General features: G+C 42.0%; 33 protein-coding genes. All 33 read left to right on the top strand.

Going from position 1 to position 25,938, the window contains the following annotated elements; all coding sequences use genetic code 11:
* The first annotated feature begins 238 nt into the window (after positions 1-238).
* The 33 genes from AC4CUZ_RS13220 to AC4CUZ_RS13060 all read left to right on the top strand — a co-directional run bounded on the left by AC4CUZ_RS13220 (position 239) and on the right by AC4CUZ_RS13060 (position 25,937).
* Positions 239-676: a hypothetical protein gene (locus AC4CUZ_RS13220; protein WP_490747738.1), complete on the top strand. Its 438-nt coding sequence runs from the start codon at positions 239-241 to the stop codon at positions 674-676.
* Positions 636-1,277, top strand: coding sequence for a putative metallopeptidase (locus AC4CUZ_RS13215; protein ID WP_490747736.1), 642 nt, complete (start codon positions 636-638; stop codon positions 1,275-1,277). The genes AC4CUZ_RS13220 and AC4CUZ_RS13215 overlap by 41 nt, the downstream gene beginning before the upstream one ends.
* Before the next feature lie 58 nt (positions 1,278-1,335).
* Entirely contained in the window at positions 1,336-1,812 is a 477-nt protein-coding gene (locus tag AC4CUZ_RS13210; RefSeq protein ID WP_490747735.1) for a DUF2280 domain-containing protein, read from the top strand.
* Positions 1,790-3,316, top strand: a complete 1,527-nt coding sequence (gene terL / locus AC4CUZ_RS13205) for a phage terminase large subunit (protein WP_490747734.1) — start codon at positions 1,790-1,792, stop codon at positions 3,314-3,316. Before AC4CUZ_RS13210 ends, terL begins: the two co-directional genes overlap by 23 nt.
* An 80-nt stretch (positions 3,317-3,396) precedes the next feature.
* Complete coding sequence (locus tag AC4CUZ_RS13200) at positions 3,397-4,683, top strand: DUF1073 domain-containing protein (protein WP_490748072.1); 1,287 nt, start codon at positions 3,397-3,399, stop codon at positions 4,681-4,683.
* Positions 4,658-5,467: a phage head morphogenesis protein gene (locus tag AC4CUZ_RS13195; protein ID WP_490747733.1), complete on the top strand. Its 810-nt coding sequence runs from the start codon at positions 4,658-4,660 to the stop codon at positions 5,465-5,467. The genes AC4CUZ_RS13200 and AC4CUZ_RS13195 overlap by 26 nt, the downstream gene beginning before the upstream one ends.
* A 36-nt stretch (positions 5,468-5,503) precedes the next feature.
* Positions 5,504-6,262, top strand: coding sequence for a phosphoribosyltransferase (locus tag AC4CUZ_RS13190; protein ID WP_490747732.1), 759 nt, complete (start codon positions 5,504-5,506; stop codon positions 6,260-6,262).
* 167 nt (positions 6,263-6,429) lie between these two features.
* Positions 6,430-6,621, top strand: a complete 192-nt coding sequence (locus AC4CUZ_RS13185; RefSeq protein WP_490747731.1) for a hypothetical protein — start codon at positions 6,430-6,432, stop codon at positions 6,619-6,621.
* Positions 6,622-6,742: 121 nt separating this feature from the next.
* Positions 6,743-7,357 (top strand): RipA family octameric membrane protein, encoded by a 615-nt coding sequence (locus AC4CUZ_RS13180; RefSeq protein WP_151836690.1) that lies wholly within the window; start codon positions 6,743-6,745, stop codon positions 7,355-7,357.
* Between the two features lie 59 nt (positions 7,358-7,416).
* On the top strand, positions 7,417-8,601 hold the full coding sequence (locus AC4CUZ_RS13175; protein ID WP_490747730.1) for a DUF2213 domain-containing protein: 1,185 nt from the start codon (positions 7,417-7,419) through the stop codon (positions 8,599-8,601).
* Positions 8,602-8,615: 14 nt separating this feature from the next.
* Positions 8,616-9,086 (top strand): structural cement protein Gp24, encoded by a 471-nt coding sequence (locus AC4CUZ_RS13170; protein WP_490747729.1) that lies wholly within the window; start codon positions 8,616-8,618, stop codon positions 9,084-9,086.
* Positions 9,087-9,092: 6 nt separating this feature from the next.
* Positions 9,093-10,088: a DUF2184 domain-containing protein gene (locus AC4CUZ_RS13165; protein WP_490747728.1), complete on the top strand. Its 996-nt coding sequence runs from the start codon at positions 9,093-9,095 to the stop codon at positions 10,086-10,088.
* 13 nt (positions 10,089-10,101) lie between these two features.
* Positions 10,102-10,488, top strand: coding sequence for a hypothetical protein (locus tag AC4CUZ_RS13160; protein WP_490747727.1), 387 nt, complete (start codon positions 10,102-10,104; stop codon positions 10,486-10,488).
* A gap of 8 nt (positions 10,489-10,496) precedes the next feature.
* Complete coding sequence (locus tag AC4CUZ_RS13155; RefSeq protein ID WP_490747726.1) at positions 10,497-10,880, top strand: DUF4054 domain-containing protein; 384 nt, start codon at positions 10,497-10,499, stop codon at positions 10,878-10,880.
* Positions 10,881-10,889: 9 nt separating this feature from the next.
* Complete coding sequence (locus AC4CUZ_RS13150; RefSeq protein ID WP_178928033.1) at positions 10,890-11,084, top strand: hypothetical protein; 195 nt, start codon at positions 10,890-10,892, stop codon at positions 11,082-11,084.
* 7 nt (positions 11,085-11,091) lie between these two features.
* On the top strand, positions 11,092-11,577 hold the full coding sequence (locus AC4CUZ_RS13145) for a hypothetical protein (protein WP_155861500.1): 486 nt from the start codon (positions 11,092-11,094) through the stop codon (positions 11,575-11,577).
* Entirely contained in the window at positions 11,570-12,010 is a 441-nt protein-coding gene (locus AC4CUZ_RS13140) for a hypothetical protein (RefSeq protein WP_155861499.1), read from the top strand. The genes AC4CUZ_RS13145 and AC4CUZ_RS13140 overlap by 8 nt, the downstream gene beginning before the upstream one ends.
* Before the next feature lie 60 nt (positions 12,011-12,070).
* Positions 12,071-12,832: a hypothetical protein gene (locus tag AC4CUZ_RS13135; protein WP_490747725.1), complete on the top strand. Its 762-nt coding sequence runs from the start codon at positions 12,071-12,073 to the stop codon at positions 12,830-12,832.
* Positions 12,833-12,838: 6 nt separating this feature from the next.
* Positions 12,839-13,159 (top strand): hypothetical protein, encoded by a 321-nt coding sequence (locus AC4CUZ_RS13130; RefSeq protein ID WP_490747724.1) that lies wholly within the window; start codon positions 12,839-12,841, stop codon positions 13,157-13,159.
* A gap of 26 nt (positions 13,160-13,185) precedes the next feature.
* Positions 13,186-13,419, top strand: a complete 234-nt coding sequence (locus AC4CUZ_RS13125) for a hypothetical protein (RefSeq protein ID WP_490748071.1) — start codon at positions 13,186-13,188, stop codon at positions 13,417-13,419.
* Between the two features lie 4 nt (positions 13,420-13,423).
* Positions 13,424-13,711, top strand: a complete 288-nt coding sequence (locus AC4CUZ_RS13120; protein WP_183175780.1) for a hypothetical protein — start codon at positions 13,424-13,426, stop codon at positions 13,709-13,711.
* A 98-nt stretch (positions 13,712-13,809) separates the two neighbouring features.
* Positions 13,810-14,268, top strand: coding sequence for a hypothetical protein (locus tag AC4CUZ_RS13115; RefSeq protein WP_490747722.1), 459 nt, complete (start codon positions 13,810-13,812; stop codon positions 14,266-14,268).
* A 10-nt stretch (positions 14,269-14,278) separates the two neighbouring features.
* Positions 14,279-14,605, top strand: a complete 327-nt coding sequence (locus AC4CUZ_RS13110; RefSeq protein WP_490747721.1) for a DUF4236 domain-containing protein — start codon at positions 14,279-14,281, stop codon at positions 14,603-14,605.
* Between the two features lie 62 nt (positions 14,606-14,667).
* Positions 14,668-15,267, top strand: coding sequence for a hypothetical protein (locus AC4CUZ_RS13105; RefSeq protein WP_490747720.1), 600 nt, complete (start codon positions 14,668-14,670; stop codon positions 15,265-15,267).
* A 79-nt stretch (positions 15,268-15,346) separates the two neighbouring features.
* The gene (locus AC4CUZ_RS13100; RefSeq protein ID WP_490747719.1) at positions 15,347-19,108 is read left to right on the top strand and encodes a transglycosylase SLT domain-containing protein; all 3,762 of its coding nucleotides are present in this window, start codon (positions 15,347-15,349) and stop codon (positions 19,106-19,108) included.
* 10 nt (positions 19,109-19,118) lie between these two features.
* Entirely contained in the window at positions 19,119-19,760 is a 642-nt protein-coding gene (locus AC4CUZ_RS13095; RefSeq protein WP_279662023.1) for a DUF2460 domain-containing protein, read from the top strand.
* Positions 19,757-20,614: a DUF2163 domain-containing protein gene (locus AC4CUZ_RS13090; protein ID WP_490747718.1), complete on the top strand. Its 858-nt coding sequence runs from the start codon at positions 19,757-19,759 to the stop codon at positions 20,612-20,614. The genes AC4CUZ_RS13095 and AC4CUZ_RS13090 overlap by 4 nt, the downstream gene beginning before the upstream one ends.
* Before the next feature lie 59 nt (positions 20,615-20,673).
* Positions 20,674-21,060 (top strand): hypothetical protein, encoded by a 387-nt coding sequence (locus tag AC4CUZ_RS13085; protein WP_490747717.1) that lies wholly within the window; start codon positions 20,674-20,676, stop codon positions 21,058-21,060.
* Positions 21,061-21,113: 53 nt separating this feature from the next.
* Positions 21,114-22,246 (top strand): IS3 family transposase gene (locus AC4CUZ_RS13080; RefSeq protein ID WP_223235881.1). Its coding sequence is split into 2 segments (ribosomal slippage): positions 21,114-21,366 and positions 21,366-22,246, totalling 1,134 coding nucleotides; the frame shifts between segments, so codons are not numbered across the junction.
* 181 nt (positions 22,247-22,427) lie between these two features.
* Positions 22,428-23,783 (top strand): CotH kinase family protein, encoded by a 1,356-nt coding sequence (locus tag AC4CUZ_RS13075; RefSeq protein ID WP_490747716.1) that lies wholly within the window; start codon positions 22,428-22,430, stop codon positions 23,781-23,783.
* A gap of 11 nt (positions 23,784-23,794) precedes the next feature.
* Entirely contained in the window at positions 23,795-25,270 is a 1,476-nt protein-coding gene (locus tag AC4CUZ_RS13070) for a BspA family leucine-rich repeat surface protein (protein WP_490747715.1), read from the top strand.
* Entirely contained in the window at positions 25,270-25,464 is a 195-nt protein-coding gene (locus AC4CUZ_RS13065; RefSeq protein WP_407595048.1) for a hypothetical protein, read from the top strand. Before AC4CUZ_RS13070 ends, AC4CUZ_RS13065 begins: the two co-directional genes overlap by 1 nt.
* Positions 25,465-25,511: 47 nt before the next feature.
* Positions 25,512-25,937 (top strand): NlpC/P60 family protein, encoded by a 426-nt coding sequence (locus AC4CUZ_RS13060; protein WP_490747714.1) that lies wholly within the window; start codon positions 25,512-25,514, stop codon positions 25,935-25,937.
* Position 25,938 lies beyond the last annotated feature (1 nt).

Genomic DNA, 25,938 nt, shown 5'->3' with positions numbered 1-25,938 from the left:
TTTCTTACATATCTATCCCTATAAATTGTGAGAAATGTATTCTTTTAGTGTTGATAATTTTTTTAATTGTGAGAGTATAAAAAAAGAACAATAAAGGGAGAAAAGTATGGCTTCACAAGATGTGCTTATAATCTCGGTTTCGGCTTTAGTCCTTACATTAATTATTTATGAGTTTGGGCAGATGTCGATGTTGTTTTAAGCAAACCACCTTCGGGTGGTTTTTTAATGGGCGCAATATATGAATGCAGACGACTACTTCTGGAAAACCAAAAAGCGCCCACCTAAAACCAAACCACGCTCTAAACCTTTACCAAAGGCAAAAGAAAAATACTTAGAAGCTGAGGAAGCGCTATTCCAAGAATTAGAAGAACATTTAATTGGCTATGAGCGTAGATTTCAATTTGAATCCACTAAAAATTGGCGATTCGATTTTTATATTGTGAAGTTGCGACTTCTCATTGAAATAGCGGGTAGTCCTTGGGCTGTCGGGCGTGGTGGAAGAAAGATAGCAAACGCATTTAATAAGTATGATCTGGCTGAAGATATGGGTTACAGGATTCAGCGTTTTGAGCCACATGCAATTGAGTCGGGTAGTGTGATTCGGTGGATCAAGTCGCAGTTAGAGAGATTAGAAGATGGAACAGATCAGACCATTCCCACCGACGGATCTCATTGATCAGGATGAGGAAGAAGAAGCAATTCGCCTTGCGCCCGCCGTGGAATTAAAAGAATGGGTGATTAAAAACTTTCTAACCATTGGTGGCCAGCTCCACAATCCTGATCATGACCATATCTCTGAGCTACTACACGACGATGAAACCTTTTTAGCATTTGCTTGGGCATCATCAGCATGTATGGCTAAAAAGCGCATGGTGCTAGGTCAATGTGAAAAAGTGATGTTTAACCAGGGCGGATGGAAGAAAGCCCGGCAAGAACAGCAGATGCGGGATTGGTTTGGTTGTGTACCTGTTTATCTAATCACTATAGATGCATCATTCTGTGAGCAAGCTTCAGATCATGACTTCTGTGCCTTGATCGAGCATGAGCTTTATCACATTGGCGTTGAGCGTGATCAAGACGACGAAATCATTTACAGCGACAACACTGGCTTACCAAAGCATTACCTAGCTGGCCATGACGTTGAAGAATTTTATGGTGTGGTCAAGCGTTGGGGTGCAAGTGAGAGTGTTAAGCGCTTAGTCGAAATCACAAAGAATGCGCCGTTTGTATCTGATTTTAATGTGTCTGCGTGTTGTGGGAACTGTGTGATTAATTGAGCCTTGGGGCTCTTTTTTTGGGCTATTTAGGTTGACGTAGGTTGACAGGATTGAGGATATGGCGGCTCTAAAAAAAGAGGTAAAACTCTTTATAGTTCGCTCACTTGCCGTATTTAATACACCCACAGAAACTGCTGAGCTCGTCAACCAAGAATACGGGATAAAAGTTACTAAACAGCAGTGTGAGAAATATGACCCAACTAAACGGGCAGGTGAGAACTTAAGCGAAGAATTGAGAGTAGATTTTGAAAAGACTCGTGGAATGTTTTTGGGAAAACCTGAGGCAATACCCATTGCTAATTTAGCGGTACGCATGCAGCGCTATGAAAATCTGTTTCAGAAATACAGTAAAAACCGAGTAGCTGCTACAAGCATTCTTAGACAGGCTGCTGAAGACATGGGTGGTAAATATACCAATAAGCAAGAAATTACAGGCGCTGGTGGTGGCCCATTGCAGAGTGAAAACGTTACTCCTGTGACCGCTACTAATGAGCAAATAAGGCAGGCAATAAATGAACTCGAGAGTGAATATTGATCCTGTAAAACTCAAAGCAAAGCGCATGAAGTGTGAGGATGAGCACCTGTTTTTTACACGTGCATTCTTTAAGCCCCGTATGGGATTTAAGTTCTCAGTCAATTGGCACCATGAGTATATGGCTTGGGCAATTGATGAGGTCATTGCAGGCCGTATTGAAAACCTAGTTATTAATGTTCCACCGGGTTCAGGTAAGACTGAATTACTGACCAACTTGATCCCGCGCGGTATCGCACGGAACCAACGTTCAAGATTCTTATATTTATCATTCTCACAATCTCTAGTTGAGGATGTGTCATCTACAGCACGAAACATCGTTAAATCGGCTGATTTTCAGGGCTTATGGCCAGTGAAGATCTCAACCAATACCGATGCTAAGGCCAGTTGGAAAACGACTGTAGATGGCTATGAAGCAGGGCATGTTTATTCTGCTTCGATGGGTGGTCAGGTTACGGGCCGCCGTGCAGGTACATTGGCAGACGCTGGATTTACCGGTGCGATTATTCTGGACGATCCGCTCAAGCCTGAAGATGCATTTAGTAAGACGGCACGTAACAAGGCAAACCGTAAGATTCTGAACACGGTCAACTCACGTAAGGCCAAGTCATCCACACCTATTATTTTGATCATGCAGCGTTTACACGTTGAGGATCCGACCAACTTTGTGATGACTGGCAACGTGCCAGGGAAATGGCATCAGATCTCGATACCGGCACTGATTGATGATGACTATATCAACTCATTGCCTGAGCATATTCGTAAGAAAGTACCACGTGATGTGGAACGTGACGAGAAAGGACGTCAGAGCTATTGGCCACTGAAAGAGTCGTTACAGTCATTACTGCAGTTAGAGAAAGGCGGTGAGGACAAAGACGGCGCTACGGTGTCTCGTTATACGTTCAGCAGTCAGTACCAGCAAGAGCCTAAAAAGCTCGGTGGTGATCTTGTTAAGGCTGAATGGTTTGGTCACTATCTCGAATTGCCTCCACTCAAGTGGCGTGCGATCTGGGCAGATACGGCGCAAAAGACTAAAGAACATAACGACTATTCAGTGTTCTTATGTGCAGGTCTTGGGCATGACAATCGCCTATATATTATCGACGTGCGCCGTGGCAAATGGGAAGCACCTGAGCTAATTAAGGAAGCTAAGGCTTTCATCAATAAGCACAAGGAAAGTAATACCAAGATTGGCAAGCTTCGATACATGGCCATCGAGGACAAGGCATCAGGCACAATGCTGATCCAAAACATTTCGCGTGATACCACATTACCAATTAAAGCGATCCAGCGTGATACGGACAAACTGACTCGTACCATGGACGTTGTGTTCTACGTTGAAGATGGTCGTGTCATGTTGCCTGTAAGTGCGCCGTGGCTATTGAACTATGTGGAAGAGATCGAGGGACTTACTGCCAGCATGTCACATGAGCATGATGACCAATGGGACCCTACCATCGATGCGATTAACGATTCACTTGCGAAAAAGCCGACTGTATTTGATTAGAGGTATTTATGGCTAAAGATAAAAAGTCGGATACAGGCGGTAAAATTAAAACGCTTGTAGCTGATGCAGTAAAACAGGCAATGAATGCCATTGGTGATGCTGGTGCATATACAAACTTGGTATCGAATATTGGTACCGAACGTGACAAGGCTGCTGGTGGCAAATTTGTACGGAAAGATATTGACGATGATCAGCTTGAAGCGGTTTACCAGAACTGGCTCGCACGCCGTATTGTCAACCGTCCTGCATCAGACATGCTTCGTGCTGGATGGTTCTATGAAGGCATTCAAGGCGATGATTTAAAACGCCTTGAAGAAGCGTGTAAGGCATTTCATTTAAATCAGGTGCTTTTATCAGGCTTAATCCTTTCGCGCCTCTACGGCGTTGTATATATCCTGCTTGGAACGGCTGATGGTGCTGCATTAGATCAACCTTTAGATATTTCTAAGCTTGGCCAAGGTCGTTTGGAATTCTTCACGGTCGTGAAAAAGAAATACATCACACCAGATAAGAACTCGTATTTGCCGCCGTCGGCATGCTGTGGACTATTGAAGCAGCCTGAATTTTACGACATGAAAATGGGGAATGAGGCTAAGAAGCGCATTCACCATACTCGCTTAATTCGTATTGCCCATGCTGATGTGGTCAATGAAGAGCCACAAAGCATCTTGCAAGAAGTCTATGAGGATCTGCTTGACCATGCCAGTGTGAAACGCGGTTCAGCCAGTCTGATTCATGAATCGAAGATTGATGTGATTCAAACGCCTAACCTGGTCGATAAGATCAAAGAGGACATGAAAGGCGTGATGGAGCGATTTATGTCCGTGGGCTTTATGAAGAGCATTAACGGCATGATCGTGTTGGATGCTGAAGAAAAGTACGAATCAAAAACGTATAGCTTTGGCGGTTTGCCTGACATGATGCGTGAATTCTCGATTCAGACAGCTGGCGCGGCAGATATCCCATATACGATTCTGTTTGGCCAATCACCTGCAGGGATGAATGCCACTGGTGAGCATGACACTCGTAATTATTACGATACGATTGCAACCAAGCAGGAATGGCATGTTAAGCCTGTTCTGATGAAGTTCCTCGCCGTGATATGTCAGTCTACGTTTGGGCGTCAAATTTCTGAATTAAATGTTGTGTTTAATCCACTTTGGCAATTGGATGCAAAAGTCCGTTCAGAAGTGGAGAAAGCCAACGCTGAGCGTGATGAGAAATATCTCAATATGGGCATCATCACTGAGCCTCAGATCGCACGTCAGCTTAATATCGACGGCGTTTACTCGGTTATCAGTGAGGATCACATCAAATTGCTGGAAACAATGGTGACAGCTAATGACGACGATCATACAGATCCTTAAGCCTCAGCTTCAGCAGATCAAGAAACGTAAGAAAGGACGCAAGGCAAAGCCTAAGGCAGTTAAGGTCAATCGACGTGTTGAGTTGTTCTATACACGTCAGCTTTTGGAAATATCTAAATATTGCCAAGAACAAACCAAGGATTTTGTTTTACCTACCGTAGGGCAGAACATTGGTGATGGCTGGGTGACGGATCTATTCACGGCGTTACGTGAAAAGATGGTGAAGTACACCATGGAAGTGTCGGTATCTTTGGCCACCAAGGTTGTTATGGATACCAGCAAGGAAGTGGATAAGCAGATTGCCAGTCATACCAAGACCATTCTTGGTGTGGATTTGACGCCGTTTTTCCGTGGCGCTGATATTCAGGATGAAATCGATAATCAGATTGCTGCAAACGTATCTTTGATTAAATCAATTCCAAGTCAGTACACCGACAAGCTTGAAGCCTTGGTGATGAATGCCTTGCAGACAGGGCAGACCAACGAGGAATTAGCTCAGGAAATTAAAAAGCTCGGTCATAGCACGGACTTTCGTGCACGACTCATTGCAGCCGATCAGATGGGCAAGATCAACGGCGCCATCACAAAGGTACGCCATTTAGATATTGGGTTTGAATCTTACACTTGGTCAACATCAAAAGATGAGCGTGTGCGACCAGATCATGAGAAAAAGCATGGTGAAACATTCCGATGGGATGATCCACCAAGCGGAGGGCATCCAGGTCAACCAGTTCGATGTCGATGCACGGCATTGCCGAATTATGAAGATATTTTAGTTGATTGAGTTGTTTTTGATTTTTAAGCGCTTAAAATAATAGTATTGAATATTTCTTACAGGAATATAGTTATTAATTTTGTACGAACACCTTGGGGTGATTTCCCAAAAATCAAAGTACTATATCCCTCTGGCACACTAAGGAAAGCATCTGAAGAGCTATACTTACAAGCTAAAGGTGGTAATGTTTTATCTGCTTATGAATTACTTGTAGAGCATGTTTTAACATCTGAAGATATTTTAGATATTGGGACTTTAATACTTGGGCATAGTCCAATACTTGTTCCAGTCTTAGCCCAAGAGCATTTGGGTAAAAACAGAATTCCTGCTGTTTTTGCAGAGATTATTGGTGGTGATTTAGGTCTTGAGGTTTGTGACGATATTGTCCAAACAGTTAAGGCAAACCATACTGATGCAAATGCATATGAACGAATAGTACGCCAGCCAATGTTTGATGGACACGTTGAAGTGGGTAGAAACTACGTTATCATAGATGATACTGTTTCGATGGGTGGTACATTGGCTGCCTTAAAAGGACATATTGAATCTAATGGTGGAAAGGTTATACTAGGAGTTACTCTAACTGGTTATCGAGATTTAGATCTTGTCCCATTAGATAAAACATTAAGTTTTATTCGCAACAAACATCCTGAACTTTCTGAGTGGTGGAAAAATGAATTTGGTTTCCCAATCGAATATCTCACGCAAGGTGAGCTCGGGCACTTCAAGAAGCCCAATAGCCTTGACGAAATCAGAAGTCGTCTCATTGCGGCAGGATTTCAAAGCAGCTATGAAAGAGGCTAGAGCATTAGTTGCACAAAGCAAAAATGCTTTAAGTAAATAACCTATAAGCTTTATGAAAAACAAAAGCCACTCTCAATGTGGCTTTTTTATTATCTATGTGAAATGTGCTGATTGATTAAATTTTATAACTTTCATAAAGTTGATTCTCATTAGATAGGAATTTTCTTATGCAAGTTGAAATTATTAATCACGATCATTTAGCAATGGATGCGGACTTGGAAGTTGTACCTCGAATTGGTGAAATATTTAATGGTACGACTGAAAACGGCGATGAAGTTTTAGGTATCGTGCGTGATGTTGAACATAGTTATAATGCTGCTCGAGGTGGCCACTCAATCCGAGTGTATCTAAAGCCTTGAATAATGCTGATTATTGACCCACTTCGGTGGGTTTTTAATATAAAAAGACATTCTATAATTTGGGTTGTAAAATTAAAATTTATCTTTAAGATTCTTTTAAATAATTTTACTGATCATCATTATGATAGACCCAAAAAAAGACAATGCTGAAAAGCTTTCAGAGCTAAAAGCGGTATATAAATTAGCAATTGAAACAAGAAACTTTGAGATTCATCAGTTAATTAACAGAAATAATTTCTTCATGTTATTTCAAGGTGTATTACTTGCAGCAGTTTTTAATAATCAAGCTAGCAAGCCTTTCGTAGAGTTCGTAATTTGTTTTGCTGGAATATTTATTTCATGGCATCAAATAGGTGTAGCAGCGGGAGCAAAATATTGGCAAGAATGGTGGGAATTAAAGACTAGTGAGATTGAAGAACGATTAAAAGGTGTTATTGGATCTGAGACTTTCATTCCTCTTTTTAATCTCGATGATCAAGAAAGTCACAAAGAACAAAGCACAAAAGTAATTGCTAAGATAAATAAACATTCAGGTTGGATGGATTCCATAATCAATATGCTGATATTGAAAAAATATTCTGTAAGTCGTGTACCTATCAGAAGTGGTCTCGTTTTAATGGCAACATGGACTATCTTATTTCTTAACACAATAGATTGGAGTGTTGTCAGTGCTTCAATAGATTTAAGTCAGCTTTTAGATGGCCATTTTTTCGAAAAAACCCCAAGCGAAAGATAATTAGCTAATTTTAACTAGTTCAAAACCACCGCAAGGTGGTTTTTTTATGGGCGAAATTTATGAAACTCATTTACCAACTGAAAATTGGTGACTTTGCACCAAGCGAAAGTACACGCTCATTTACTCAAGAAGGGTATCTGAAATGCGTCAACGTACGCTTGGCCAAAGCACCTCAAGTCCGTCAGTACTACGCTTATGAATTTCCAAATCTGGAAGGCTATTCAGCGGATCAGGTCATCAATGTCTATGTGGCAGCAGAGGATCTATTCAAACCGGAAGTGATCAAGAGCTTTGACGGCGTAGATGCAACGGACTATCACCCACCTAAAAATGAAATCAATGCGTCCAACTGGAAGGACTACCACATTGGCGATTGTGAGAATGTGCGCCAAGAGGGTGAATTCATGCTGGGTGATCTGATCATCAAGGATCAGAACAGTATTAATGCTATTCAGAACAATGAGCGCGTTGAGATCTCATTGGGCTACGCGGCTGATCTTGTCCTTGAACAAGGCACGGCGCCAGATGGTACGCCGTATCAAGCCAAATTTATCAATTTTAAAGGCAATCACGTGGCGCTGGTTAAATACGGTCGCTGTGGCGGTGATTGTCGCGTCGGTGACCATAAACCAAACCCAAAGGGGAAAAAGATGGAAATTAAAGTAAACGGTATTCGCTTTGAGATTGGTGATAACCAAGCGCTAGCTGATGCTGTAAAGCAACAAGAAGACCAGCTTGAAAACTTAAAAGCAGCAAAACTCAAAGTCGGTGACAAACAATTTGCCATCGGTGATGAATTACCCGCTGTACAAGCAGTGGTTAATACATTGCAGACTGAAAATGCTGAACTGAAGCAGAAAGTTGGTGATCTTGAGCAAAACCAAATCACTCCTGAAAAGCTTGATCAGGTTGTGGCTGAACGTGCGTCCGTGGTTGCGGATGCCGTTGCATTGGTACCTGGTATCAAAACAGAAGGCTGTTCATGTGAGCAAATCAAACGTGATGTGATTGCAGCCAAAGCAGGTGACACATTGGTGACCGCTGTACTTGGTGGTGTCGCCGTCGGTGATGCTAAGCCTGAACAGATCGACACGGTATTCCGTGCACTGTCAGCAGTGAAATCGACCACACCAGGCAATGCAGTCGGTGATGTATTACATCAACAGCAACAACAGCAAAACAATAATCAGGACCCTAAAGAAAATAAGGGTTATGACAAGTCTGCTGCATACAAAACAATTTAAGGAGAACTTGAATCATGGTTCAGCAATTAAATGCGGTAGTCGGTCAGCGTGGCCGTTTAACTGCCAAAGAAGTTGTACTGTCATTACCGCTTTCAGGTCTGACTTTAGTCAATGACGGTGATGTAGTTGTCCGCACGACTGATGGCAAATCTGTAACGGCTGTGGCAGGTGCCACACCTACACGTTTCGGTGTTGTGGTGCGCCACGGCGTAGGTAAGTCCGGTAAAACCACTGCCGGCAAAGAAGCCTATAAAGCCGCTGATATGGTCCCTGTGATGTTTGAAGGCGCGATCTGGGTCAAGCCTACAGCGCCAATAACTGACATTACTGCTGCGGTTTACGTAAAAACTGCAAACGGTACCACAGCAGCACCGTTGGGTTCTTTGTCGAGCTCAGCAACTGATGGTACCGAATTACCAGGTGCAGCATGGGAAACTGTGACTGGTGCCGATGGTTTAGCCCTTCTTAATCTTCGTGGAGCTTAATAGAACATGAGCAAATTAGTAAAAATGAAAGCGCGTTTAACGCCGATTTCATACGCCATTCAGGCACAGGTGGGTGATGCGTTCAATATGGACGCATTGGCACAGCTTTTCATTAAGCTTGAAGAACAAAACGAAATTACTCCACAGCTTCAGCAGGTTCTGGACTATGCCAAATTCATTCCAGTGATGGATGTGCAAGCGGTGTACGGTGGTGGCGAAATTCTTTCACGTAAAAAAGGCGTGGGTATCGGCAAAGACTATGCAGGTACTGGTGATGATATCCCGCTTGCAGAAGTGGAATATGACACTGTGCAATTGCCTGTAAAAGTTGGCACGATCGGTTACCAATACTCAATTGTAGAATTGGCAACGGCTCAGGCAATGAGCCTTACACTTGAAGCTGACAAAGTTCAGGCTGCGAATTTGGCTGCTGAAAAACACATGTCGAATGTGGCTTGGTATGGCTACACCACAGCGAATGCAAGCGGTCAGCTTACTCAGGTCAATGGCTTCCTGAATCAAACTGGTGTGACTGTTGTGACAGCGCAATACAACTGGGCAACCGCAACGATTGAACAGGTCCTTTCAGACTTCAATAACTCATTGGCTGATTCGTCAGATTTGTTTGATGGAGATGCTTCAATTGAGCCTGACACTTACTTAATGGCATCAGCGCAGTACACTCACTTATCGACACGTGTCGTGCCAGATTCAGGTGGTAAAACATTTCTGAAGTACATTGAAGAAAACAATATCTTCTCAACTCAAGGCAAACCATTAGCCATCCGTGGATCTGGCCGTGGTAATGGTAAGGGTACCGCAAGTGCTGACCGTTCGATCATCTATCGCCGTGATCCATCATGCATCCAGTTTAAAGGTAACAGCGTTGAGTTCTTGACGGCGCAACCAAAAGGCTTAGATGTGCTTGTACCTGGTCACTACAAATACCAGGGCGTTTGGCTGAAGCGTGTTGATTCGCTTCGTTACCTTGACCATGCATAAGGATTAAAACCACATGGCTAAATATTCATACACATACAGCGGCTCTAATGCCGCTTTTGTTTTTGCGGGTGTGGCAACTTTGCCAACAGGTATCGCCGTATTGCTTGAAGCTGATCAGCACAAAGCACTTCAAAAGAATAAGTTTGCCAAACATCTGATTGATGCGGGTGAGCTGGCTATTGAAGAAGTTGCAGAAGTGGGTGATTCAAAACCTGCTTCAGGTCGTGGTAAAGGCGCTCAATCAGGTAAAACTGACGATGGCAAAGGCAAGGATGAATCCAAACCTACTGAGCTCACGATTGACGATGTGCGTAAAGCACTGACTGATCTTGAAATTACCTTTGCTGAAGATGAAACCCTTGAGCAGCTGCAAGAAAAACTTGCTCAAGCGACTGAATAAGGTGAGCTATGGACCCACAAGCTTTTAAGTTGAAGTTTAAGTACGACACGGCGCTGATGAATCTACCCGATGCAGAAATTGCAGACGCATTAGAGGAAGCAGATCTCGTTGTGAAGTCGCTTGAATTTGGTGATCTGAAAGAACTTGCTGTGGGTCTATATGCAGCACACATTCTCAAGGTTGCACTCAAATCAAAGTCAGGTAACAGCTTTTCAGATGCATCGAGTATGACCATTGCAGGGCAGAGTGTGAGCTTTTCACGTTCAGGTACCGATGCGTTTTACAATCAAAGCATTTATGGCCAGCGTTACTTGGCATTAAAGAATTCAATTCCAATTGGCAGTGATGGTACCAATCCCAATCGTTTGGGGGTGGGTGCTTTTGTTGTTTAGGAGCAAGGCATGTCATTTAAGTATCAAGCGCCTGAAAATTTCAAAGCGACTTCGCTCGAAATTGCAGGTACCACATACAAGGTTGAAAAAGGTGTGATCGAGTCGGATGCCGACATTGCGCACATCTTGGCACCACATGGTTTTAAACGTGCGGTACCTGAAACCAAAGCAGAACCTAAAAAGGAAACTGCTACTGCAAAGTAGGTGATGTATGAGTGAGTACCGTGTTGATGCCGATGTTGATTTTAACGAGGTCAATGAACGTGTACGTGCTGAAATACGGCGCACTATTGTTGCACTAACAGGTCGACTAGAGTGGAAGGTAAAAAGCCATTTAACAGATGGCTTGCCTTATTTAAAGAGAGATTCTGGTCGACTTGATGGGTCAGTTGTTAGTCAAATAACTGACAACAAGGATGTAATAGAAGGTGTGGTAGCGGCAGGCGGAGCTAATCTGAGATATCTTTTTGTTCATGAGTTTGGGCTTAATGGTGCGGTAAGCATCAAAACACACTTAAGAACAATCAAGAAAGCTTTTGGTCGCCCGATTACACCCAAACAGGTAATGGTAAATGCATTCTCTCGTAAAGTTAATTTTAGAGAGCGCAGAATGATGCGTGACGCGTTGGAGCAAGTAGGCAAAATTGTACCTAAGAATATTGATGCTGCAATTGAAAGGGGATTAAGCAGTGAATAGTGAAGCCATTTACCAGGCATTGTTTAATCGCTTGTCAGGCATCGAGGGGATTAAAACCACCAGTCGACGCTTAAAGCATTTTAATCACGTTGCACCTGATGACCGTCCAGCATTATTCGTGACCCAAGGCAATCAAACCGAAGCACCAGTCAAAGGCTTGGATGCCAAGGTTGAACTTGAAGCGGAAGTGTACGTATACATTCATGAATCAGATCCATCGATACCGCCGTCGGTACAGTTGAATCAGATGATTGATCACGTACGTGCCAAGCTTGCACCTGATCATCCTGACATCTGCGAATACCAAACCTTAGGGGGATTGGTCGAGCATTGCTGGATCGAGGGCACGATCGAAGTTTTTGAAGCAGTTGAAAACATGCTCGATGACCAAGGGATTGCCATTATTCCGATACGGATCCTTACCACTACCTAAAGCAATTCATAAATTCCATGACCGCCAATACGGCGGTTTTCTCATTTTTAAGAGGTCGATATGGCTCAATATTTATTTGGTGCCGGTAAAATCTTTGCCACACCATTACAGGATGTGCACGGTAATCCAATCACCAACGGCACGCCCGTTGAAGTGGGCGTACTGCAGTCAACGTCAGTTGATATCAGCTATGACTTAAAAGAACTCTATGGCCGTGGTCAATTCGCCGTGGATGCCGCACGCGGTAAAGGTTCGATTAAGTGTAAAGCGACGATGGGTCGCATCAACGGCGCATTGTTGAATTCCATTTTCTTTGGTGGCGTGGTCACTGAAGGCGGTATTACTGCAGTCGCTCAAACCATCAATGGTGAAGTCGTTGCAGCGTCAGTCACACCAGTCGTTCCGAATAGCGGTACATTCGTGAAAGATTTAGGCGTAACTGATGCCAAAGCAGTTCCTTTAAAGCGTGTGGCGAGTGCACCGGTTGCAGGTCAATACAGTGTGGATGAAGCGACAGGTGTTTATACCTTTGCATCTGCCGATGTGGGTAAAACGGTATTTATCAGCTTTAAATACACAGCGACGGTGGCAGGTGCCAAGTCAGGTGTCGTAAGCAACTTGGATATGGGTTATACGCCTGAATTCAGTGTTGATCTGTTCCGTGACTACAAAGGTAAATTCTTTGGTATGGAATTCTTCCGCTGTGTCAGCAATAAACTTGCGTTCAGTTCAAAACAGGATGATTACGATCTACCTGAGTTTGAATTCCAACCAATGGCTGATGATTTAGGCCGTGTCTTCAAATGGACTACTTCGGAGTAATACCACATGCAATTTAACCAGGTCGAAAACCCACGTGGTAATCCAATTAAAATTAATGGCCAAGTTTGGATTTTTGCGCCGTTGTCCTTAGGTGCTGCTGAAAAGCTGATGCCAAAGCTTAAAACCTTTGATCCAAGCGATTTTGCTTTAGTGGTAGATGTTGCGCATGGCTCTTTAAAGCGCAACTATCCTGACATTACACGTGAATTTGTTGCTGATGAACTGCTTGATGTTGGTTACGTGAACGCCGTATTTGAGACGGTCATGGGGGCTTCTGGTCTGGTTTATACAGGTGAAGACGAGCAGGCCACTGATTCGGGGGAATAGATTGGGAGGAGCTGTACACGCATTTGGTGCTGACATTGGGCAAGGATTACGACTATGTGCGTAATGAATTGGATCTCCCAAGGGTTAAAGCATTGAATGCGTATCACAAGCAGTGCCCTCCCAGCCATGTTGGCATTCAACGTCTATGTCGGATCCTTGAAGCATTTATGGAGATTGATGACAGTACAGGTTCGGATGATACGCAAAGTGATGATGAAGATGATTTAATGGATGCTTTGATTAACTTTCCACAAGGATAATTTTATGACTGTAGATTATGAGGCATTAGGTCGTTACCATGCTGTTTTGGAGCAGTACCAGCGATTAATAACTCAGCGACATAATTTAGCAAGTAGTATTGATCGAATAACTTTGAATGCTCGTATTTCTGGAAGTGTATCTGATTCCATACAGACACTGGATCATGAAAAATTGGGTAGTTTGGTGAATGAAATTACTTCAGTTAATCAAGAGCTGATGCATGTTGTTGAGCAGGTAAATCATTATGCTGGCATTGTGAATAAGCCTAAAATCAAAACTATGCGTAATTAGTCGTTGGTTTTATTCAGGGTGGCTAAGGTTGCCCTGATTGATTTATATACTTGAGTTGGTTAAAGTTTGGCTGAACTTTATAAAAATCGGGTATAAGCATGAAAAAAGTATTAGGGGTGAGTCTTTTGGCTTTGGGTTTGACTGCTTGTGGTGGAGGTGGTGGAAGCGATTCAAGCTCAGGTGGATCATCCAATGGAAACAATAATCAAATTAACCAACAAAGTGAAAGTGTTCAAGCTATTGAAAACAAGCCACAACCCATAGATAAAGAAATTTCTAAATCCAAGGTAGAATTTAAGTTAGATTCAGTTGAAACTGCAAATTGCGCAGCTGCCGCAATGAAAAGCCAAGAAGTTGAAGTTTTCAGTAAGTGGTTTGATGTATTAGAACAGAAATATACTTTGATCTATCCTGATAAAAATAAAGATGAGGTTGAAGCGTACACAACTGAGCGCGTTTTAGACAAAAGACGCAGTTTGCAGAGCAAAGGGTATGATTCAAAGCCAGCATTTAATAAGTATTATCAAATGAATTGTGTTGATTATGAGCCTAAATGAGGTTTGAGATATGGGCTTTAATTTCAGAAAGAGCTTTAAAATCGCACCTGGTGTTCGCTTGAATGTCGGAAAGAAAGGTATTTCAAGTGTTTCCGTTGGTGGTAAAGGTGCTCGTGTTAGCGTAGGAAAAAAGGGAACGAGAACAACAATCTCAGCACCAGGTACTGGATTGTCCTACTCATCATATAAAACGCACGGAAAATCTAAAACGAGTATAAGAAGGCAACCAGACTACGAAAATCCAGATAATTTTTTAGGATATCCAAAATCAGAATGGTGGATAGCAGGAATTATATCTGTGATAACAGTCATATTTTTAATTTGGATAATAGTTTAGTGAATTGCTTTAAGCTGATGGGTTGGTTAAAGTTAAAACAATAATTTTCTGACAAATTAAATATGAAAAGATCACTTATTGCTGTGTTAATTGCATTTGCTCTTACGGGTTGCGAGGAAAAAGAAACCGGATTACAAAAAAATGTTATTAATGCAACATATGAAAAATGTTTGGGTGATTTAAAACGTCAATTAAAGAGTCCACGTAGTTTGATTATAAACGATGTCATAGTGGCCACTTATCCCACGACTGCTAACGATGTTTATAGAACATATGGAGATCTGGTGATTGCGGATAATGGAAAAGAAATAAGTAGTTTATATACACGATTGAAAACTAGGTTTAGAGAAATTGGAGCTAGTATAGATTATGAAGCTCAGAACTCATTTGGTGTTTTTTTGCCTAGTACCTATAGTTGCAGTTATGTTTATATGCTTACCTCAGATGAGGTATCACCAGACGAACTCAAATTGTTAAAATCGGGTGATCTATTAGTCAAACCCGGCAATCTCAATAGATCAGTATCCATAAAGGATTACTCAAATTTTAAGATTAATAATAAGATTAAAACGATTGTCGGTGACGTAACGCCTAATCATATGAAAACAGATGATCAGTTATTGCAAGCTGTACTTAAAGAACACCAAAAATATAAGTTATAAAAAGTTTTAACTTAGCATTCTTAAATTTTAACTAAAACCGCCTTGAAGGCGGTTTTTTTATGCCTGTGAGAGAGGAATTATGAGCAACAATCGAGTGGAAGTGCACGTTGGTGCGAAAACTTCCGAACTTAAAAAAGGCATGAATGAAGCCGAAAGTATTGTTAAAGATACGGCGCAGGAGATTGAAGTCACAGGTAAAAAAGTGGACTTTCAGATTGATGTATCTGGTGTTCAAAAAACCTTTGATAATCTCTCAAGCAATATCTCAACACAAATGCTGGGCCTTGGTAAAAAAATTGCTGCTGGTATTGGTTCAGCTTTAGCTGTAGATGGATTGGTCAGTTTTACTCGTAATGCCATTAGCACCGCTTCAGAAGTTCAGAAAATGTCTGACATGCTGGGTGAATCAGTAGAAGACTTCCAATACTTTTCCAAGGGTGCTGAAACAGCTGGATTATCATTAGAACAGTTCGGCATGATGGGTAAGGATGCGCTAGATCGTCTCGGTGAAGCACGCCGTGGTGAAGGCGAAATGATGGACTTCTTTGAAAAGGTTGCGCCTAAAATTGGTGTGACCATCGATATGTTCAAAGATTTAAGTGGTCCAGAAGTTATCCAAGCATATTACGATGGATTGGAAAAAGCCAATTTATCGCACGCTGAAACCATCACCTACATGGAGCAGATCATCAATGATGGCAGTTTGCTTATTCCACTACTCAAAGATGGCGGTGCAGGTTTTAAAAAATGGGGTGAAGAAGCCAAGAATGCTGGCGCTATCATGTCTAAAGATATGGTGGACAACCTTGGTAAGGCTAAAGAAAATCTTTACACACTAGAGCTTCAGTTCCAAGGTTTCCAGGCAATGCTGATCAATTCAGTAACGCCTGCAGTGACTGCTATTGCGCAGAACTTTGACAATATCAAAGCTGTAGTTATCGCTTTAGGTGCTGCTATTTCAGCGAAATTAGTTGTTCAATGCGCCGTATTGGCTAAAGAGTTTGTGATCGGCGTGGCCCAAGGCATGGCATATCAGATGCAATTGTCTGCGCTTCAAGGTCAGGCAATGCGTACCGCTACGGCGATGGGTGTCTTACGCAGTGCTTCAGCATTGCTCGGTGGTCCTGCAGGTTTAGCCATGTTGGCAGTTCAAGGTGTGGCGGCAGGTGCTGCATTCCTTTACATGAAACGAAGCAGTGATGAAGCTGTTCCTGCTTTAAGCACACAAGGCAAAACAGTTGCTCAACTTCGTGAGGAATATGAAAAGCTTGATAAGGCTCAACAGCGTGTATTGACGCGACAAGCTACAACAGATTTATCCAAAGCTGAACAAGGATTCCGTAAACAGGAAATTGCATTACTAGGCTTGGTGCGTGCGCTTATTAGTCACTCTGATGCTTCTGAGGCTGATAAGAAGACGGCGAAAGACTTATATGACCAATATTTGCAAGGCAAACTAAATGCGGATCAGTTGGCTACTGGTATTAACAATCTTCGAACTGTTGAGGCTAAGCATAAAACAGGCATTGATGAGAAAGCAGCTGCTGTTAATAAAGAGCGTAAAGCGGTCATTGATGCGCAAGGTGTCTTAAAAACTTACAACGACGTTGTTAAGCAAGGCACTAAGGACAACAAAAGCCATACCGACTCGATTAATGATAAAGCGAATGCATTAGCCAATTTGACTGCAAAGCAAATGGAATATGTTCGTGAATCCAACAAACAGTCTGAACGAGAACGCTATATTCAACACAACATGAAAGTTGGTGGGATATCTCGTGAACGTGCAGAGCACATGGCTGATGCTCGTGAATCCGCTGGTATGGGGTATTCAGCTAAAGATGGAACTATGCCTGGGGCTGTAAAGCAAGCTGAGGAAGCTGAATGGAATCTTAAACAAGCTGCCGAAGCCCGGGAGCAGGCAGAGAAAAAGGCTGAAGATGCCAAACGGCGCCAAGCTGAATTTGCGGAAAAGAACTACAAGTTCACTCAGCAAGAACTGGAAATGCTTAAGGAGGTTGCGGACCTATCAGCCAAATACAAATTGGATGAAATCGGTGCTAAATATGGCATTCCTGAAAATTATCTAGCTGGTTTAATGGCGCAGGAATCTAAGGGGGATCCAAATGCAGTCAGTCCTACTGGCGCCGTAGGATACTTTCAGACTACCGGTAAATATCGTAAGGATAATAAAATCAGTGTCGATGACTCTAAAAATTTGCCTGTTATCGCTGATGTGGTGGCCAAAAATCTAGCTAAAGCCTATGAAGAACTTGGTAGTTGGGAGGCTGCAATTCGATCTCACAATGCTGGTGTGGCAGGTTCTAGTCAGTTTGAAAAAACAGGTCGGGTAAATGGTTCTGCTGAAAGAAACAAGGAAGTTGCTAACTTTGCACCATCTGTAAGTAAGTGGATTGCAGGGCTTGGAGGTTCAAGTCTGAAATCTAAAGGTCTTTCTGATTCTAATTCGCCAGAAGCGTTACTCGAGTACAAAAAATTCGAGAATAAAAAGATCGAAAGTGCTGAAGAGGCTGAAAAGAAATTATTAGCACTTCGATATAAGTATGCAGATGAGCGAAAGCAGATTGCTATCGATCTTGATAATGACATTAAAGAAATTGAAAAGTCGACACTTTCAGGTGATGAACAAGTTAATGCAATTGTCATGGCCAATCAGCAAGCTTCTGACAAACTCAAAGCAATTGATATTGAAAATCTTGAGCACCGATTAAGCCTTAATGAACTTGAGATATCAGGTCGTGAAATTCTAGCTGATCGTATTTACGAAATTGAAATGGCTCAACTCGAAGCTTCATTAAATGCAGGTAAAATTTCCAATGTTGAAAAGGCGCGTTTAGCCAAACAACTTGAAGATCAATTGTATGCAATTAAGCGCATGGGGCTAGAGGAGCGCCTAGCACTTGAAAGTGAGCTTGGTGGTCTTACCGGCAATACCAACGGCGTATCAAGTGTCACCAATGAAATAGGGGCTTTAGATAATCAGAAATCCATTTCAGATATTCAAAGCCCTGCGTTAATTTCTAGTGCAGAAATGAAAGACTTTGAGGATAAGTTTGGTGATCTAACGTCACGAATGTCTGGTCTATGGGACAAAGGCATTCAGTCTATGATGAATGGCACGCTGACATGGAAAAATGCCATGAATGCTATTTTCACTGAATTGGCTGGGGCATTTGTTCAAAGCATGATTACGGCGCCAATGAAAAAGTACGCTGCAAGCTTAGCCACTCGATTGGCCGTAAAGCTTGGATTCATCAAAACTGAAACCGCTACTGAAGTTGCAGGTCAAGCCGCACAGACTGGCGCCGTAGTGGCTGGTGAAACCACCAAGACCATGGCAACCAGTACAGGTGCCTTAGCGCGTTTGGCCATCAAAGCGGGTGAAGCGATCAAGTCTATCATGATGTATGCCTGGGAAGCGATGGCGGGTGCATTTAAAGCCATGGTATCCATTCCTTACATTGGCCCAGTGCTTGCTGTGGCGGCTGGTGCTTCTGCATTGGCATTGGTTGGCGGTCTTGCGGGCAAAATCAAATCTGCTCGAGGAGGTTACGACATTCCTGCAGGTGTGAATCCAGTTACCCAACTCCACGAAGAGGAAATGGTCTTGCCTAAACAGCATGCCAATACGATCCGTGCTTTGGGTAAAAACTTAACCTCCGATGGAGGAATAGGTGGAGGCGGGGGAAGCTCAGCGCAGACCTTTAACAATTTCACGATTCAAGCTTGGGATTCAAAAGACGTTCGCCGTTTTATGGAAAAGCACGGTCGTGAATTGGCGAGTGGATTAAAGGGCCATCGCCGTAATTTCGGTACCTAAGGAGGTTTTTGTGTCTGATGTATTATTTCCTGAATTACCAGGTCTTGAATGGGAGTTGTCAAAAACTCCCATTTTTAATACCAAAATTATGACTTCTGTGAACGGTCGGGAACTTCGCGCAAGTTACCAAGCCATTCCTAAGTATGAAATATCTTTGTCATTCGGCTTTCTGCGTGAATCGAAAGGACGTAATGAGCTACAGCAACTCGAAAGCTTCTTTATCGAGCGCCGTGGTGCATTCGATTCCTTTCTTTTCAAAATGCCTGAAGACTGTGAGTTTAAGTGCACTTTTACTGGTGATGGTGAAACTACAAATTTTCAGCTACATAAGCAGATGTATACATCACAAATACCGTTAGCACATACACAAGAATTTGAATCAGAAGATCCACTGATGTGGGCAGATGATTTAGATCAACCAATGTGGTCGGATCTTGATGCACAGATGTGGGAAACGCAATATGAAATTACCAAAGATGGCATGCTGATTTTACCAGTACCACTTGCTGAAGGTGACACATTACAGGTCAAAGGAACTTTTTATTATCGTTGTCGTTTTGCTGATGATGAACAGCAATATACAAATTTTATGAGCAATCTATGGAAAGCCAATAAGATCGAAATGATTGGATCATTAGGAAACAAGGTATGAGAACAGCTTCTCCACAGCTTATTACACTGCTTAATGAAGATCAGTTTTTAATGGCAGATCTATATACCATTACCACTGTACAAGGTGATGTGTACCGATACACCAACTATGATTTTGATTTGATGGTTGGTGGTCATACTTATAGCTCAAGTGGTCCGATCATCAGTCGTGAAGGGATTAGCCTGTCACTCGGTATTGAAGTTGATAATTTATCGATCAGCATTGATTGTATTGATGATAATGAATGGAACGGCATCAATGTTGTTCGTGCTTTTCATAATGGCCAATTAGATGGTGCTCGATTTAAGTTAGAGCGCATATTTATGGATATGAATACACCAACGGATACCAGTGCCGGCGCCATTAAGTTGTTTGAAGGTCGAATCATTGAGCCTGACTTAGATCGTAATTCAATTCAAGCCAGTGTTGCGTCAGATCTGGATGAATTGAATGTGAAAATGCCACGAAATCTGTATCAGCCAAGCTGTACCAATACGCTATTCGATACAGCATGCGGTCTATTGCGTCAAAACTTTATGGTGCAGACAACCATTGAAACGGGCAGTACTGCAGCTCGAATTTTATGCCAGGTAAATCAGCCTCAAGGTTGGTTCACGCAAGGTGTGATTGAATTTTTAGACGGTGGCAATGCAGGTTTAAAACGGACGATTCGCATGCATGAATCAGGTGCTTTGTTATTGACTTTGCCAGTGTTGGAAGCACCGCAGGCAGGGCAACGAATCAAGGTTTATCCAGGATGCGATAAGCGTTTGGAAACTTGCCAAAACCGTTTCGATAATTTTAGCCGATTCCGTGGTGCGCCTTTTATTCCAGTACCAGAAACGTCAGTTTAATCAAATTTAAATTTCTAAGCCTCGCATTCGCGGGGTTTTTTGTTCTTGAGGGTAACCCAATGACTGTACCGAGCGATTACGATTTTATCGGGAACACTATCACCGAATCACAGTTTAAAAATGCATTAACCGTTTTGCTCAATCATATTCGTCAAATGTCACTTGATTTAGTCGAGGCGCAAGGTGGCAACTATAGCTATGCAACAATGGCCTTATTTGATGTAGATAAAATAAATGTACCGGCAAATTCTACTATACGTATCGCACAGGGAGACGATGCTGGGCTTTATGTTTGGGATGGCGCAAATTTAACAAAAGTAGAAACCTCGAATAATCCTTATACAATTTCCTCAACCCCAGATGACTTATTCATCATTTCAGATGCTTTGGATAATATTTTATTCTCAATTGAGAGGTGGATCAGGAAATTTGAACAACACTTATAAGTGATATTTTGCTCCCCAAATGATGTTATAAACATCAATATATGGAGTATTTTATGGCACGTAGACCAAGAAGAAATCATTCAAATGATTTTAAAGCTAAGGTAGCACTTGCTGCGATTAAAGCAGAAAAAACACTTGCTGAATTGAGTGCTGAATTTGATGTTCATCAAAACCAAATTATCGACTGGAAAAATCAACTGATTTCAGCTTCCTCGCAAGCTTTCGATCAATCAAAAGCTCCAACAGAACCACCCATCGATCTAAAAAAACTACATGCAAAAATCGGTGAGCAGGCATTAGAAATTGATTTTTTAGAAGGTGTGTTGAAGAAACTGGGCCGCTTCAACCACAAAAGTTAATCGATGACTCACTTCAGATTTCAGTATCTAAGCAAGCTCAGCTGCTGAAAGTCTCCCGTGGTTGTTATTACTATCGCCCAAAACCTGTGAGTGCATCAGATCTGAAGCTAATGCGGTGTATGGATGAGTTACATATGCAATACCCTTTTGCAGGTAGCCGGATGATGCGTGATTTGTTGAATCGTCAAGGACATCATATAGGACGACGTCATACACGTACTTTAATGAAGAAAATGGGCATTAATGCGTTATATTGCAAACCAAATTTAAGCCAGGCTAATCAAGCTCACCGCAAATATCCATATCTGCTCAAAGGATTGGCTATTCAGCGCAGTAATCAAGTGTGGTCTACGGATATAACGTATATCCCTATGGCAAAAGGCTTTGTTTATTTATGTGCTGTGATTGATTGGCATAGCCGCAAGGTACTTGCGCATAGAGTATCGATTAGTATGGAGGTTACATTTTGCATAGAAACATTAAATGAAGCTATTGAAAAATATGGTCGACCTGAAATATTTAATACAGACCAAGGCAGTCAGTTTACCAGTGATGCATTTATTGATGTATTGAAATCAAATGGCATTCAAATCAGTATGGATGGTAAAGGTCGATGGGTTGATAATGTGATGGTTGAACGATTATGGCGGAGCGTTAAATATGAAGAGGTGTATCTCAAAGCCTACAGCAATGTTTTGGATGCGAAGAAGCAATTAAACGCATATTTTGAATTTTATAATTTGAAACGACCTCATTCGAGTCTGGACAAAATGACTCCAGATGAGTTTTACTATGACCAGCTACCACAACAAAATAAGGTAGCTTAACTAGAGCAGAGTATCACTTATAAATAAGCTTTTAGTTGTTCAAACATGTGGGACCACCTCTATTGGAAGAGATGGAACTGTAAGAGGTTTATTTGATCTTTCAAATGTTGATTTGAATATCGAATCTACAAGCGAGGTTGGTGGGGACACAATTCTTGCAGTTTCCGATAATGTAGGAAACATGCTTGCCTCTTTGAATTCTAAAGGTGAGTGGTATTTCACAAAAATCATAGCAGATGAAGTCGTGACCCCATTCGGGAGCCGCTCGGAATCAACAGACGAAGTGACCGACCAAACTGAAATCGCTATCCCTGAATTAGGCTTTTATAGAATCGATTTCGCCATGGTAGGCCAGCCGCCTACCGATTTAGGCGAGACAACCGTATCGGGTATGTGTTCATTTAGTGACCCATCCAACTCTCAGACATTTTTTAAATCAAACATGGAAGTAACGGTCCAGGGTCACGGGTCAGCATACGACTATAAGAAAAACTACACATTAGATCTTTTTAATTCAGATATGGAATCGCTCAAGGTCAAAGTAGGTAGCATGATCGCCACTGACTCTTTTCACTTGAAAGGGTTCTACAGGGACCCTACCCACTTCCGAGATCAGGGTGGATACAGATTTTGGAACAGTCTTGTGAGGAAATTGGATTATCCTTATTGCAAAGTAAATAACATTATTTACCAAGCAAATACTGATAGAAAAGTGGATGCAGAATACACAGTTGATGCAAAGTACTATCCTCACGGAGTCCCTTGTGTTGTCTACTTAAATAATCAATTTTATGGTTTATACACCTTAAGATTAAAGAAAACTAGACAAAATTATGCACTTAACAACGCTGATACCAAGCATATATTTTTAGACAGCGCCACTTATGATGCATACTTGAGTCAAAGCTTTGACTCACGCGATTGGGAAATAAAATCCCCTAAAATGTCGGGATATGAAGACCAAGGACCCATACCTAGTAAATTTGCTGCGGTACAAACCTCGATCGAAAGACTCTTCAACTTTACCAAGGACTTAGATAGTAATTACCAAAACCACGCTTCTGTTTTGGTCTTACCTCACTGGTTGATATTCTACATCTTTGTTGAATTGGTTGGACATTGGGACATCAACGGCAACAATTACAATATCATGACATGGGACAATGTTCATTGGTCCATTCTACCATCGGATTTAGACTGGACATTAAACTGGTTTACTGGCGACAACGCTGGAGCCACTCAAACAGGTTTAATTGTCAGTGGCGATATCTGGCCTAAATTTAGACAAGTATATCTGCCTCAAATCCGTGAGCTTTATACAAAGTTAAGAAAAAGCGGGGATATATCTACATATGCGGTAGTTAAGCATTACGTAGAAGCGGCACGGAATATTCCTAGAGACATTTATTCGAAAGATAAAGCCAAATGGGGGGTAACACCGATTTTCGGCAATAGTAATTACCCAGATCTAGAGCAGGCGTACAGATATATCGATGCGAGAATCAACTATCTAGATACAGTGTGGTTAATCAATTAAACAGGTGAAATATGTCAAATACCCTTTTACTTAAAACAGACGAATCCATCAATACTAGATCTAAAGTATTCCCTAAATTGGGGAAATGTAACGTGGCAATTTATCGTAGAACAAACGGAGCCGACGAGGTAGAAATTTGGACGTTTGGTGTTTCACATACTGAGAATCCGATCACGGTAAATGGCGGCAAGTTCGTAGCATGGGCTGCCAATTTACCTAATAGGTTAATAGTTCCTGATAACCCTCTTGTAATCGATTCCACTGAGCTAATACTTCTGAACCGGACCGTTTGTTATTTTAAAATCAAAATTGATGAAGGTCTTAAAAGTTGTCAATTGATGTTCAACAACTACTTGTCTGACACTTCCCTATGTGGTGGCAATGATCCTAATCAAATGAAGATCGATTACTCAAGAAGACCGTACACTATTAATAGCACGGACACGATGTTCGCCAGTCAATTTGTGGCGTATGATTTATCCGACTGGGATATGTCGGATGTGGTGTTCGCAGCAGCAATGTTTGAAAACTCCCCCAACTTCAACCAGAATCTAAGCTTATGGGATGTAAGAAAAATCACTGAATTTTCGTTTATGTTTGCAAGAACACCGTTCAATCAACCATTAAACTCATGGGAAACGGACTCAGCTGTATCTTTTGCCAGTATGTTCTCATCTTGTGTTGATTTTAATCAACCACTAGATAGATGGAATACCTCTAAAGTATCGGCATTTATGTACATGTTCCATAATGCTCAGTCATTTAACCAGTCTATTGGTAATTGGGATTTGTCAGCCGCTACGAATATAGCCTATATGTTTGAGCAAGCTTATGCGTTTGATCAAAACTTAAATGCATGGAACGTTCAAAATGTTCTGAATATGAGTGGTCTATTTAAAAATGCGAAGATGTTTAATCAGCCGATAGACAACTGGAACACCAGATCGCTGGTCATGGCTTCAGAAATGTTCGCTGGAGCTGTCGCTTTTGATCAACCTATAGAAGGACTAGATTTATCTAAATGCACCCTACTAAGATCATTCATGCGGTCAGCTAGTTCGTTCAATAGACCAGTGGCGGCCTTAAATGTATCGGTTTGCACGGACCTTGCGCAGTTCTTCGAAGAAGCAGTCGCATTTAATCAGCCAGTAGAAGCATGGAATATATCTGCATGTTTAGATATGTGGAAAATGTTCGCTTTTGCCACTGCGTTTGATCAACCTTTAGCGGCTTGGTGTCCTAAATTCAACGTTGAAGTATCTCTAGATTCTTTCATGGAAGGAAAAGTGTATAGAACATCTTATTATGATGATTTCCTGAATGCACTATGGCTAGATATAAATACGACAAGAAGAAACCAGTGGGCATCAAGAATTAAACCTAGATTATTGGGCATGGGTTTATCAAAATACTCTTCTGTTTCTTCGAGTGCTAGAGCAAATTTAGTAAGTGCAGGTTGGACAATTACAGATGGAGGACAAGCATAATGACTGATTACACACTTACAGACGGGCAGTTCTATAAAGTTACGGATAAAGACAGCGGTGCTGTCATCACTATCGGTGAGATATCTGACACAAGTACACTTTCGACAATTCACAACGTCGAGTTCATTTCAGAAGAGCAGTATGAAGCTGAGCGTCCGAAGCCGAAGCTGTTGTCTGAAACGAAGATGATGTAAAAGGCCGCATTTAAGCGGTTTTTTATTGCCAAAATTTAGGTGAGTCTATGCAGAAAAACGATCTTGCCGTTCAAGAAGCCCTCACTTGGCTCGGCACCCCATATCACCACCAAGGGCGTGTTAAAGGTGTCGGTGTAGATTGCGGAACTTTGATCTGTGAAGTCTACGAAAAAGTGGGCTTGATGGATCATTTAGATCCGCGACCATATCCACCAGATTGGCACATGCACCAGCTTGGGCAGCGATATTTAGAGCACGTTTTATCGGTGTGCTATGAAGTCGATGAACCACAGCCTGGTGACATTGTTCTTTATCATTTTGGCAAGTGCATCAGTCATGGTGCAATTGTCGTCGAATGGCCAACGATTATTCACTCCTATATACATCAAGGAGTGATACTCCAAGATGGCACAAAAGGAAGTCTAGCTCGCAGAATTGCGGGCTTTTATCGTATGAAGAGGCTAAAAGAATAGT

It is taken from the genome of Acinetobacter sp. 789_lipA, assembly GCF_058242845.1.
This window is presented reverse-complemented; position numbering and strand designations above follow the sequence as displayed.